At 59.8% G+C, this 12,386-nt stretch carries 10 protein-coding genes; 7 read left to right on the top strand and 3 right to left on the bottom strand.

Going from position 1 to position 12,386, the window contains the following annotated elements:
* Window positions 1-72 precede the first annotated feature (72 nt).
* The 3 genes from J0H39_22900 to J0H39_22890 all read right to left on the bottom strand — a co-directional run bounded on the left by J0H39_22900 (window position 73) and on the right by J0H39_22890 (window position 1,974).
* Window positions 73-915: an IS3 family transposase gene (locus J0H39_22900; GenBank protein ID MBN9499613.1), complete on the bottom strand. Its 843-nt coding sequence runs from the start codon at window positions 913-915 to the stop codon at window positions 73-75.
* Window positions 864-1,214 (bottom strand): transposase, encoded by a 351-nt coding sequence (locus J0H39_22895; protein MBN9499612.1) that lies wholly within the window; start codon window positions 1,212-1,214, stop codon window positions 864-866. The genes J0H39_22900 and J0H39_22895 overlap by 52 nt, the downstream gene beginning before the upstream one ends.
* Before the next feature lie 109 nt (window positions 1,215-1,323).
* A complete protein-coding gene (locus tag J0H39_22890; protein MBN9499611.1) occupies window positions 1,324-1,974 on the bottom strand; it encodes a DUF1295 domain-containing protein in 651 nt (216 codons plus the stop codon).
* 532 nt (window positions 1,975-2,506) lie between these two features.
* Here J0H39_22890 and J0H39_22885 point away from each other — a divergent pair.
* The 7 genes from J0H39_22885 to J0H39_22855 all read left to right on the top strand — a co-directional run bounded on the left by J0H39_22885 (window position 2,507) and on the right by J0H39_22855 (window position 12,371).
* Entirely contained in the window at window positions 2,507-2,908 is a 402-nt protein-coding gene (locus tag J0H39_22885) for an SPW repeat protein (GenBank protein ID MBN9499610.1), read from the top strand.
* Window positions 2,909-2,956: 48 nt separating this feature from the next.
* Window positions 2,957-4,240: a porin gene (locus tag J0H39_22880; protein ID MBN9499609.1), complete on the top strand. Its 1,284-nt coding sequence runs from the start codon at window positions 2,957-2,959 to the stop codon at window positions 4,238-4,240.
* Window positions 4,241-5,266: 1,026 nt separating this feature from the next.
* Entirely contained in the window at window positions 5,267-5,821 is a 555-nt protein-coding gene (locus J0H39_22875) for a sigma-70 family RNA polymerase sigma factor (protein MBN9499608.1), read from the top strand.
* Window positions 5,818-6,459 (top strand): DUF1109 domain-containing protein, encoded by a 642-nt coding sequence (locus tag J0H39_22870; GenBank protein MBN9499607.1) that lies wholly within the window; start codon window positions 5,818-5,820, stop codon window positions 6,457-6,459. Before J0H39_22875 ends, J0H39_22870 begins: the two co-directional genes overlap by 4 nt.
* Before the next feature lie 653 nt (window positions 6,460-7,112).
* Window positions 7,113-7,382: a hypothetical protein gene (locus tag J0H39_22865; protein ID MBN9499606.1), complete on the top strand. Its 270-nt coding sequence runs from the start codon at window positions 7,113-7,115 to the stop codon at window positions 7,380-7,382.
* A gap of 409 nt (window positions 7,383-7,791) precedes the next feature.
* Window positions 7,792-9,177, top strand: coding sequence for an efflux RND transporter periplasmic adaptor subunit (locus J0H39_22860; GenBank protein ID MBN9499605.1), 1,386 nt, complete (start codon window positions 7,792-7,794; stop codon window positions 9,175-9,177).
* Window positions 9,174-12,371 carry an efflux RND transporter permease subunit gene (locus tag J0H39_22855; protein ID MBN9499604.1) on the top strand — a complete coding sequence of 1,066 codons (3,198 nt, stop codon included), beginning with the start codon at window positions 9,174-9,176 and terminating at the stop codon, window positions 12,369-12,371. The genes J0H39_22860 and J0H39_22855 overlap by 4 nt, the downstream gene beginning before the upstream one ends.
* The last annotated feature ends 15 nt before the right edge of the window (window positions 12,372-12,386 follow it).

Raw genomic sequence — 12,386 nt, 5'->3', positions numbered from 1 at the left:
TGCTGGTTCTCGGCCTCGACGCTCCATTGGACGACAACTGGAGTGGGCCCCTGGTGCCGGACAGAAATCAGACTACTGATTTGACCATGGCCGGGTATGTTGCTCCTCGAACTGCACGGGGCTGATGTAGCCGAGCGCGGAATGCAGGCGGCGTTGATTGTAAACGTCGTCGATGAACCTGGGAAGCTGCTCGGCGATGTCGTCGAAGGTCTCGAATGCCATCGGATAGACCGCCTCGACTTTGAGTGTCTTCATGAAGCTCTCCGCCTTGGCGTTATCGTACGGGTTTCCGCGCCGGCTCATCGAGCCGACTAAGTTATGGGCCGCCAGCAATGCTTGATAGATACCAGATGCGTATTGCGATCCGCGGTCCGAATGATGAATGCATCCTGGTCGCGGACGCCGTCGCTCGATCGCCACCTTCAGCGCCGCGAGCGCGAGCCGCGCGTCGATCGACCTGCCGATCGCATAGCCGACGACGCGGCGTGACCAGGCGTCGAGGATGATCGCCACATAGGCAAAGCCGCCGATGATGGCGACGTAGGTCAGGTCCGCTACCCAGAGCTGGTCCGGGCCATCAAGGATGATATCCTTCGAACGATCCGGGAAGATGGGCTGATCATGGTCGCTGTCGGTGGTGGCGATATAACGCCTGCGGCGGCGCGGCTGAAGATCGTGCTCGCGCATCAGGCGCTTGATCCGCTTGTGGTTGGCGATCACGCCTCGATGGCGAAGCGCCGCCTGCACGCGGCGCCAGCCATAGGCTTCGAACTCGTCGCAGATCGCGGTAATCGCGTTCAACAGCTCGACATCGCCAGTGCGCGCCGCAGGCGCATCATAATAGGTTGATCGCGCGATGCCCATCAGCCGGCATCCTTCAGCGATGGACAGGCCGCGGGGCCGGTGATCACGGATGTAGTCGCGCTTCTCTGCCGGGGTACGTTTTTCAGAGCCCCTTTTAAAAACTCCAGTTCGAGCGCCTGACGGCCGACCAACCGCTCGAGCGCGGCGATGCGCGCTTCATATTCCTGGACCAGATCCGCAGCGCGCGCGTCGTCGCCCAGCGCGCCGGCCTCGTACTTTTCGACCCAGATACGGATCAGGTTACGCGAAAGGTCGTGGCGCTTGGCCAGGCCGTGAAGCGTCTCGCCACTCAGAAATTCCTGGGCGACCTGGCGCTTAAACTCAACGCTGTGGGATCGGTGTCTCGGCATGGGCTTTTCTCCAAAAGCCCGGCCACCCAGTCAATTCAACTCTGCTTACCTGTCCGGCACCAGGGGCCCACTCCAAACACTGGTCAGATTGAGCGGTCCTTTGCCGCCTTCAAAGCATCCGTCGAAACGAGTAGTTTCTAAAGGCTACGCGCCAACCGCGGTGATCCGGCCAGAACATCGGCACCCGTCTTTGGTAGCTCCGATATTTATCACCGTACTGTTGGATCATCTGCTTCTCCTCCATTCTGGCCAGGAGCCAGTACGCGCCGACGATGATAGGGAAGGCCGTCAGTGAGAATAGCGTTGGCCAATGCACAACACTTTCGCCAAACAGCGCCAGAAAGATGCCAGCGTATTGTGGATGGCGCATCAAGCTGTAAGGGCCACCCCTGGCGAGCCGCCCTCTCGCTCTCGCTCGATACACTTCACGCCAGCCGGCGATGATCAGAGCGGCTCCAAAAAAGACAACAGTGTAACCGAGAGCCATGGAAGCTGGCATTACCCACCAACTGCCCGTCAGATAAACCCAGAGATTGCCATCCCAAAGATTTCCCGCGACGTCCAGATTGAAGACTCGGGCTAATAGGTAAATCGTGAGGGGAAATCCATACATCTCGGCATAAAATGCGATGACGAATGCCTGCACGATTCCAGCGCGAGTCCACTCCCGCCAGCCCTTCGGCACGACAAGGCGGTAGAAACACCACGATACGACAACGATTGAAATCGTGGCTCCTCCCCAGAGTATATTTTCGTTCATTTATCTGCCTCGTACCGATTCTTGATCGGCCAAAACGCCCCGTCTCCTGACGCGCGCGTTTGTCTCTGCAATCGCCGCGTTTATGGACGGCCATCCGATGGCCTCAACGCGATGCCCGACCCCGCGTTTTAATCAATGAGTCGGAACAATAGAAGCAGTGCATATCGTTTCTTTTCTCGGCTCCCGCCCGAAACGACAAAGCTATGCGTCCTCACCGCTCGCGGCCCGTCTTTTCGCGAACCTCGATCGCTCCTCGCGCGCCTGTTATTAAGTTAGTTCGAACAGAGCGAACGCATGGTTACAGGCCGTCGTCGGATTCTTTGAACATCGGCTTCAAACCCGTCATCGCAGGAACGCCCCGCGCCGGCTTGGCTCATGCCGGCCTCTCCAGCCCCGCGAACGATTAGGCCATGGAGCATGCTATGGCGTTGTCCTCTGGGCTCCCAAGCGGAAACCGCTGGCACATTTCCGTCGAACGAGACTATACTGTCGTTACAATAGTGTGGTGTGGCCTTCACGAAGCGAGGTCGCCATGTTCCAGCGAAACCGGAAAACCGAAGCTTTCGTCGATTTCATCAATCTCGCATTGGGCGGCTTTCTGATCTTGTCGCCGTGGTTACTCGGATTCAAATCGCAACTCGGATGGCACACATCATGGATGGCCGGCGCCGCCATTGGCGTCGTCGCAATCTTTTCGATTGCCGACCTTTTTGACACCGTTTCAATTCCGGCGTTTTTCGAATCGGAAGAATGGATCAATCTGACGATCGGATCGTGGTTGGCAATATGCCCGTGGGTCCTCAACTTCAACGACGATACCATGGCGATGCAGGTGCATCTCGTGGTGGGGATCGTCGTCGCAGCCATTGGCGCGGTCGAGCTCTGGGTGATCCATCACCGCCCCGCGGAAAAGGAGCGTGATAAGCTTTGTTGAATTCCAAGACAGGACGAAATTGCAAGTAGTCGCGCGGGGGAGCCTACAATGCGGAAGGGTGTACTGCTCGGACTGGTCGTTTTGGTGTTTTCGGTCGGCGGCGCGGCGGGTGCAGATTTGACGACGAAGGCGCGCACTTCCGTACCCGCGTTGCCGTCCTGGTGGGATACCGTCACCATAACCGGCCATGTGCAAGCGGGGATCACCTTCAATGAGGGGCCTTCCGGCGGCATTAATTTTGGCCACCTCTTCACCGATAAGGCCAATTCCCTGTTGATGAACCAGGCGCTGCTGACGGTTCAGCGTCCGCTCGATCCCAAAGCGAGCGGATACGATTTCGGATTCAAGTTCCAGGCGATGTACGGCTCGGATGCCCGGTACACGCATTTTCTGGGTGAGTTCGATCAATCGATCAGCGGCCGCAATCAGTTTGACATCGTCGAGGCCCACGCTCTGTTTCATTTGCCGTGGCTCACGTCGGGTGGCGTGGATGTGAAGGTCGGACAATACGTAACCCTGGAAGGCGCCGAAGTTATTTACGCGCCGGACAATGCGCTCTACTCGCACTCCTACATCTTCAATTTCGGCATTCCGTTCAAGCACACCGGGATCATGACGACCACCCATCTAACGCACCTCCTCGATGTTTATGCTGGCATCGACACCGGTGTGAATACAACCTTCGGCAACAGGTTCGACCGCTTCAATGGCGGCGACAACAACACGGCTGCGGCGTTCCACGGTGGGATCGGACTCAATTTGATGGACGGCGCGCTGACCGTGCTGGCGACGACCCACATCGGCCCGGAAAATCCCAATGTCTCGTCGGCCGTGCTTGCGGGTGTCAATCCGAATAGGGCTCTGCGTTATCTCAACGATGTGACGATCGTCTGGAAGGCAACCGACAAGCTCACGCTCACCACCGACCTGAACTATATTCGTGAGGACGGCTTCAACGCGGTCGGAAGCGGCGTCGCGCAATACGTCACCTATGCCCTCAACGATTGGCTCAAGATCACCGGACGCGGAGAAGTCTGGCGCGACAACAGTGGTTTCTTCGTTGCCGCATTCCCCGGCAACCTAGACTTTGTCAGGGTCGAGCATGGCAATCCGTTGGGTACGGCGATCGGCGGCGGCGCGACCACCTACGGCGCCCTGACGGTCGGACTTGCGATCAGGCCCCCGGTCCCCAAAGAATTCGACGGCCTGGTTGTCAGGCCCGAAGTTCGTTACGATACTTCGTTGAACGGAACGACGCCATTCGGCGCCGGAACGAAGCGTTCGCAATTTACGTTCGGCGGCGACATCATCATCCCGATCAAAATCAGATGATTACGCCACGAGTGGTTGCGCGAAACAGTGGGTGTTGAATCGGGTACTCGATCGTTAAGACCCGATGCGATGATCCCATCGCATTGGTTTGATCCCCTGCGCGGCGCTGCCGCACGTTCTCAAAAAAGACGTAGGTCTCTTTATCGGGATCGGACCGATCGATTGCACTTCGCGGAGCAGTCAGGCAGCCCGCCCCGTGCTGCGGGTGGCCTTGCCCTTGTGAGGCCGGGAAAATTATTCGCACGACCAGATACCCGTTTTGGGTCCTCCGCGATAGTTGCAAGTTTTCGGGCGCGGACGTGGAGCAGCGGCCCGATCGGTGCGGGGCATCACAGGTGCCATCTGCTCCGCGGTCGAGGTCCTCTGAGGACCCAAGCGTGCCTCGGTCCCGGTCGCGCGCGCAAAGCTTGGCGATGCTGAAGCGACCAATAACAACGACAACAATGCAACCAGGCTTGATCTGCACATTTTTACCTCCCACGATTCCTCAGCCGTCCGATCCTGAATGGACCGCACATGAATGAATTCGGAAACGAAGCTGCGCCGGTTACAGGTCACGACTATGTGAGCGCGGTTGAATTCCTCGCCGCGCAGACGGAAGTTGCGGGAAAGGAAAGAGGTTGGGAGATCGGACGGAACGGTATCATTTCCGGCCGACTTCGCATCCACACCTGCATTCAACCCGCCGTCCCGACTGACGCCGGATCAGCAGCTTTCGCTCGGTGCCGAAGTCGGTCGGGCGCCACGTAGTCGCCTGACTTGGCCTGTGAGATGGAAGATGGTGTTAACGTAGGTCGCTAACGGTTCATCTGACGGCCCGAGACATTGCGAATCCGCAACCCGCGCGCAGTCAGATGCAAGCTATACTCCCAGCAGAGTTTTTGAAGTCCGAACGGTTTGATCAATGGACGCATTTCCATCCGACCCCCACTTCGCGATTGAGCATGGCTTTCGCGCCGCGCGGGCCTCACGATCTCGTGAGAGTGTAACCGTGGGCATTCTTCATTCGAATTCAAAGAGGGAGAAATGACGAAGGAGTCCGACCTCAAAGCGCTCATGACGGCGAGCCTCCAAGGCGACTCCATCGCGCATCGATCGCTGCTGACGGCTTTGAGCGGACATCTGCGGAGCTACTACAAGAGCAGACTTTTGCGATCCGGACGCCCGGCCGAGGAAACTGAAGACCTCGTGCAGGAAGCCTTGATCGTCATCCACACGCAACGTCACACCTACGATCCGGAGCAGCCGCTGACGCCGTGGGTGTACGCCATTGCCCGCTACAAGCTGATCGACCATTTGCGGCGCACCAGGACCACGACGGCGGACGTGCCATTGGAAAACGCCGAATACATCCTGGCATCCGACGACAACGCCGCCGCTGAAAGCCAACTCGATCTCGCCAAGCTCTTTGAGAGGTTACCGGAACGAATGAGACTTTCGCTCCAATACGTGAAGCTCGACGGCCTGAGCGTGGCCGAGGCCGCCGATCGTAGCGGGATGTCGCCATCCGCCGTCAAGGTCAACATTCACCGAGGGCTGAAGATCCTCACCGCATTGATTGCACGGGAGACCAAAGCGTGAAAACCAATGAATTGATTTCCATGCTCAGTTCGCAGGTCGACCCGGTCGATACGCGGGAAGTTGTCCGGAACGTCCGGATTGCAATCTTGGTTGGCGCCGCGGCATCCCTGCTGGCGGTGGTTTTTGTCCTCGGCGTTCGCACCGACCTCAACGAGATGCACGCCCAAGTCTTCCTGGTCGCAAAACTGGCCTTCAGTTTGTCGGTCGTGATTTTGGCCTCGCATTACCTGGTCAAGTACATCCGTCCCGGCGGCGAATTCCGGGTCCGGTTCGCCCTCACCGTCCTGCCGTTTCTCGCGGCCATGATCATCGCGGCGATCAGTCTGGCCACGGCACCGCGGTCGCACTGGGAGACCATGGTATTCGGCAGCTATTGGCTTGAGTGTCTGATCGCCATCCCGACGGTCGCGGTCGTGCCGTTCGCCGCCATCATGTCGGCGGTTCGCCGCGCCGCGCCTACGGACCTGGTCCGCACCGGCGCGCTTGCAGGACTCGTCGCGGGCGGCGTCAGCGCAACCGCCTACGCTTTGCATTGCATGGATGACCTGCTTCCCTTCATTGCGCTCTGGTATGGTGGCACAATCGTTTTATGTACGGTCACCGGCGCCGTGCTCGGGCCCAAATTGCTGCGTTGGTAAATCGACGGACCATCCGTCAGGTCGCGGAACTCCCGAAGGCGGCGCGAATCCGACCCGCGGAACCCTCGACAAGATCGGCTGCGTGTTTGGATTCCAGATCGGCTTCATCTCGAGACGGGAAGCCGTGCCATCGGCGGACGTAAGTGCGAAGACGATACCTGACCTCGGGTTCGTTGATGCCGATGGACTCCTGTCGGCTGCCTGATCTCACGAGATCGTGAGCTTGTAACCGGACGCACCCTTTTCCCGAACTAACAGATGACGCTCGCTTTCCAGGGTGAGCGCCAAGACGTGGGTGCATAGTGCATGAACGATCGGGAAGACGCGACGGTGACCATGTTAATGCCAACGTTGGACGTCCAACGCCGAATGCTTGGCACGTTTGATTCTCGCAGCCGTACGCTGTGGCTGGTCTTGGCTGCATCGGCGTTGCTTGCCGGAATCGCGTTCAACTGGCGGTGGCTCGTGGTATCAGGTGCCCTGCCATTCCTCCTGCCAGTCCTCCCCTGTCTGGCCATGTGCGCCCTGCACCTATGTTCTCGTGGCAACAATGCCTCGGGATGCGAGCGACGCGAAGCGTCGCAATCTACTCCAAACCGCACCGCAGCCCGCGTTCACCACCGACGCGCGCCATTCTTTAGAAAGGCAACAAAATGAAGATCACCACTCTCATCCCGCTCGCATTGATTGCGTCGTTAGCGGCTTCCGCCGCCGTCCAGGCGGACGAAACGTCCACGCCACCGAAGACGCCGACGGAAACCAATCAACCCATGATGGGCAACGGCTCACAAGGCATGCAGGGAATGATGGGCATGATGAGCCAAATGCAGCAGATGATGGAAAGCTGCAATCAAATGATGAAGGCCAGCAACGAGCGTCACGACAAGCAAGATGCACCGAAGCAAAAAGACCGTCACGGCTGAAACAGCCGCCGTCCGATCATCATGCCAATCGATGAACTTTGCATTCGGAAAGGCGTCCATGAATCGTTCGGCCTCGGCATCAATCGGCTTTCGGGGCATCGAATGACCATTCAAGTGGGTCTTTCACATCGCCGTGAGCCTGTAACCGGTCCGGTGTCCGGTGCGATCTAATCGGTGGTTCGTTTGTACGATCTTCGACCGGTGGACTGATGTGCCCGGCCGAGCACGGCTCGGTCGGGTACGGAGGGATCGCCAGAAACGGGCGACCCGCTTGCGGTCGGGTACGGAGGGATCGCCAGAAACGGGCGACCCGCTTGCGATCGCTTCCCGGGCTGACATCGTTTCTGCCGGAAAGACGCAATCAGGTTCAGTTGCGGCATTCCGCAGCAGTGCAAGGGGTACACTACTGATGGATAAGTTGACCGAACACCGTCCATTCGAGGATGGATACGTGAGGCCCCGCGCCCAAACCGGAAGATCGACCGCGAAACGGATCGTGCTCGTTGCGTTTGCTACAAGCGCACTCGTCGCAATGCTGGGAGTTGGCTATCGACTCGGCCACTCTAACCAAACGTTGCCTGGCTGGGTCCCGCTTCGTGTCGCAGCCCTCCTCGGATCCCAGCCCGCCAAGCCCGTCGAAGCTGCAACGCCGACCCAGGACGCAAACTCCGGGGCCAAGCGTATTCTCTTCTATCGCAATCCGATGGGTCTCCCTGACACCTCTCCCGTTCCGAAGAAGGACTCGATGGGGATGGACTACATCCCCGTCTATGAAGGCCAGAACGACGCCTCCACAATCCAGATTTCACCAGGCAAATTGCAGCGCACCGGCGTGCGCTCCGAGCCCGCCGCTCTGCGCACCGTGACGCGGCCCATCCGCGCGCCCGGAACGATCAAGCTCGATGAGCGGCGCGTGGCGGTAATCTCGCTGCGAGCCCAGTCATTCATCGAAAGCGTCGAGAACGTCACGACAGGCGATCATGTCACCAAGGGACAGCCCCTTCTGAAGCTTTATTCCCCGGATGTGGCATCCGCCGGCGCCCAATATCTCTCCATCGTCGGGGACAGCGCTGGAACTGCCAATCTCGCGGGACGCAAGCAACTGATCGAGGGCGCGCGGCGGCGACTCGAAAACCTGGCCGTGCCCGCCGACGTAATCGCCGAGATCGATCGCACCAAAACGGTCCCGCTGACCATTACCTGGACGGCTCCGCGCGACGGCGTGATTCTGGAGCGAACGGCCGTCGAGGGCATGCGGGCGATGCCCGGCGACGTGTTGTTTCGGTTGGCTGACACGTCTGTAATCTGGATCATCGCCGACGTCGCCGAACAGGATATCGATGCCGTAAAGATCGGCGCGGCTGCGACGATCAGGGTCCGGAGCCTGCCGGGTCGGGAGTTCAAGGGATCAGTCGCCTTGATCTATCCCCAGGTCAACACCGAGACGCGCACCACCAAGGTACGTATCGAACTACCCAATCCGGACGACGTGCTTCTTCCCGACATGTTCGCCGACGTTGAAATCGCGTCGGGTGCGGAAAAGCCCGTCGTCGCGGTACCCAACGGCGCGGTGATCGATACCGGAGCCCGGCAGATCGTTTTCATCGACAAAGGCGAAGGCCGTTTCGAGCCGCGTGAAGTCAAGGTCGGCACGCACGGCGAGGACTACACTGAGATCCGCGAAGGCGTCGGCGAAGGCGATCGCGTTGTCGTTGCCGCCAACTTCCTGATCGATGCCGAAAGCAACCTGAAATCGGCCTTGCAGGCATTTACAGACGGAGAGAAATCGAAATGATCGCCCGCCTGATCGCCTGGTCGGCGCGAAATCTGATGCTCGTCCTGATCGGGACAGTGTTCGCGATCGCGGCGGGCATCTATGCGCTGCGCACCCTGCCGCTCGATGCCATCCCCGACCTCTCCGACGTGCAGGTGATCGTCTACACCGAATATCCCGGGCAAGCGCCGCAGGTCGTCGAAGATCAAGTGACCTATCCGTTGACCACGGCGATGCTGACGGTGCCGAAATCGAAGGTGGTGCGGGGCTTCTCGTTTTTCGGCGTGTCCTTCGTCTACGTTATCTTCGAGGACGGCACCGACCCCTATTGGGCCCGAAGTCGCGTGCTGGAATATCTCAACACCGTAGCGCGCCGGCTTCCTAACGGCGTGACACCCACTCTTGGGCCCGACGCAACCGGCGTGGGCTGGGTCTATCAATACGCCGTCGTGGCCAAGAACATGACCCTCGCCGAACTGCGGTCGGTCCAGGACTGGATCATCCGGTACGGCATTTCCAAAGCCGAAGGCGTCGCGGAAGTGGCCAGCGTCGGCGGCTTCGTCAAGCAGTACAACATCGTCGTCGATCCGCAAAAACTGCGCGCCCAGGGCATTTCCCTGGACAAGCTCCGCAGTGCCGTTCGGGCCAGCAATATGGATGTCGGCGGGCGCACCGTAGAACTGTCCGAGTTTGAATTCGTCGTCCGCGGCCGCGGGTATCTGAGAGGCATCGAAGACATCGAAAATATCGTGCTGAAGACCGACGCGGGGGCTCCGCTTCGATTGCGGGACGTTGCTCGCGTCGAACTCGGTCCCGACGAGCGGCGAGGAATTACCGAACTCAACGGCGACGGCGAGGTCGTCAGCGGCATCGCACTGCAGCGCTTTGGCGCCAACGCCCTCACCGTCATCGACAACGTCAAGGCGCGTCTTACGGAGATTGCCTCAAGCCTGCCCAAGGGCGTCGACATCGTCACGGTTTATGATCGCTCCGAACTGATCAAAGCGGCCATCGAAACACTCAAGGGTACCCTGCTCGAAGAGAGCATCATCGTTGCCTTGGTTTGCTTTGTCTTCCTGCTTCACCTGCGCAGTGCCCTCGTCGCCATCCTGATGCTTCCCGTCGGCATCCTGATGGCCTTCGCCGCCATGAAATTCATGGGACTCGGCGCCAACATCATGAGCCTTGGCGGCATCGCCATCGCGGTCGGCGCCATGATCGACGCGGCGATCGTCATGATCGAAAATGCGCACAAGCACCTGGAGCGCGCGGAGCCCGGCACGCCGCGGGCACAAATCCTCATCGATGCGGCGAGCGAGGTCGGACCGGCGCTGTTCTTCAGTTTGCTGGTGATCACCGTCGCGTTCCTGCCGATCTTTACCCTGGAGGACCAGGAAGGACGCATGTTCGGGCCGCTCGCCTACACCAAGACATTTTCGATGGCCGCGGCCGCCCTACTCTCGATCACGTTGGTGCCTGCCCTGATGGTCGTCTTCGTCCGCGGGCGGATCATCTCGGAACATAAGAATCCCGTGAACCGGTTCCTGATCTGGGTCTATCGACCGGTGATCCGGTGGGTTCTCAACGCCAAGACATTGACGATCATGCTTGCGCTGGTTGCGCTTGCGGTGACGATCTGGCCCGCCCGCCAACTCGGTAGCGAGTTCATGCCGAGCCTCAATGAAGGCACCTTGATGTACATGCCGACGACGCTGCCGGGGCTGTCCATCACCAAAGCTGCTGAGCTTTTGCAAACCCAGGATCGCATCATCAAGTCGTTTCCCGAAGTTGCATCGGTCTACGGCAAAGCGGGCCGCGCCTCGACCGCGACCGATCCGGCGCCGACCGAAATGTTCGAGACCATCATCAATTTGAAGCCGAAGTCGGAATGGCGGCCTGGCGTAACGATCGACAGCCTCAAGGCCGAGATGGACAAGGCGCTCCAGTTTCCGGGCGTGTCGAATGCGTGGACGATGCCGATCCGCGCCCGCATCGACATGCTGTCGACCGGAATCCGCACGCCCGTCGGGATCAAGATTTTCGGCAAGGATCTTGCGGAAATGGAGAAGATCGCCCGCGAAGTCGAAGGGGTGGTCAGATCGGTGCCGGGTACCTCAAGCGCTTACGCCGAGCGCGTGATCGGCGGATACTATTTGGAGATCATCCCCGATCGTTTGGCGTTGGGCCGCTACGGGCTGACGATCAGTGATATCCAGGACGTGATCTCGACGGCACTCGGCGGTGAAACGGTCACCACGACGGTCGAAGGCCGGGAACGTTATTCCGTCAATATTCGGTATCCGCGTGCGTTGCGCTCCAGCCCGCAAACGATCAGCACCGATGTCCAGGTGCCGTTGGCGTCCGGCGGGAGCGTCCCGCTCGGCCAGGTCGCCAGCGTGAAATTGACCCGCGGCGCCACGTCGATTCGCACCGAGAACGGTCAACTCGCGGTTTACATCTACGTCGATATTACCGGTCGTGATCTGGGCGGCTACGTCTCCGAGGCACAGCAGGCGGTCGCGCAGAAGGTAAAGTTTCCACCGGGATATTACGTGTCCTGGAGCGGACAGTTCGAGTATCTGCAGCGCGCCGAGGCGCGGCTCAAGATCGTCGTACCGGTCACCTTGCTGATCATCTTTCTGCTGCTCTACCTGAATTTCCGGAAACTGGCAGACACCCTCATCGTGATGCTGTCGCTGCCGTTCTCGCTGGTCGGCGGCATCTGGTTGATGTGGTCGCTGGGATTCAACATGTCGGTCGCGGTCGCCGTCGGCTTCATCGCGTTGGCCGGCGTCGCCGCCGAGACTGGCGTCGTCATGCTGATCTACCTCGAACAGGCCATGGCCGAATTGAAGGCGGAACGCGCGGCCACGGGCGAGCCTTTCACGCGCGCCGATCTGTACGACGCGATCATGGTCGGCGCGGTGGACCGGGTGCGGCCCAAGATGATGACGGTCGTCGCGATCATGGCGGGCCTGGTGCCGATTCTCTGGAGCACGGGGACCGGCTCGGAGGTCATGCAGCGCATTGCCGTGCCGATGATCGGCGGCATGGTTTCGTCGACGGTGCTGACCCTCGTGGTCATTCCCGCGATCTTTGCGGTCGTCAAGGGATTCGGGTTGCCCGCAGCGCCGCAGGACGGCGAAGAGAAAGGCGGCCGGCGGCGGGATTCGACGCCGAAGCTCGACCTGCATCGTGCGGAGAACGTGCAGTGACGCCGAGCGGCCACA

The organism is Alphaproteobacteria bacterium, from assembly GCA_017308135.1.
Classification (GTDB): Bacteria; Pseudomonadota; Alphaproteobacteria; order CACIAM-22H2; family CACIAM-22H2; genus Tagaea.
The sequence above is the reverse complement of the archived record's forward strand: the minus strand, read 5'-3'. Positions and strand labels throughout refer to the sequence as shown.

Coding starts and splice junctions, on each gene's coding strand:
- J0H39_22895 (MBN9499612.1), bottom strand. CDS start 1,214: ATGCCGAGACACCGATCCCACAGCGTTGAGTTTAAGCGCCAGGTCGCC.
- J0H39_22855 (MBN9499604.1), top strand. CDS start 9,174: ATGATCGCCCGCCTGATCGCCTGGTCGGCGCGAAATCTGATGCTCGTC.
- J0H39_22860 (MBN9499605.1), top strand. CDS start 7,792: ATGGATAAGTTGACCGAACACCGTCCATTCGAGGATGGATACGTGAGG.
- J0H39_22865 (MBN9499606.1), top strand. CDS start 7,113: ATGAAGATCACCACTCTCATCCCGCTCGCATTGATTGCGTCGTTAGCG.
- J0H39_22880 (MBN9499609.1), top strand. CDS start 2,957: ATGCGGAAGGGTGTACTGCTCGGACTGGTCGTTTTGGTGTTTTCGGTC.
- J0H39_22890 (MBN9499611.1), bottom strand. CDS start 1,974: ATGAACGAAAATATACTCTGGGGAGGAGCCACGATTTCAATCGTTGTC.
- J0H39_22875 (MBN9499608.1), top strand. CDS start 5,267: ATGACGAAGGAGTCCGACCTCAAAGCGCTCATGACGGCGAGCCTCCAA.
- J0H39_22885 (MBN9499610.1), top strand. CDS start 2,507: ATGTTCCAGCGAAACCGGAAAACCGAAGCTTTCGTCGATTTCATCAAT.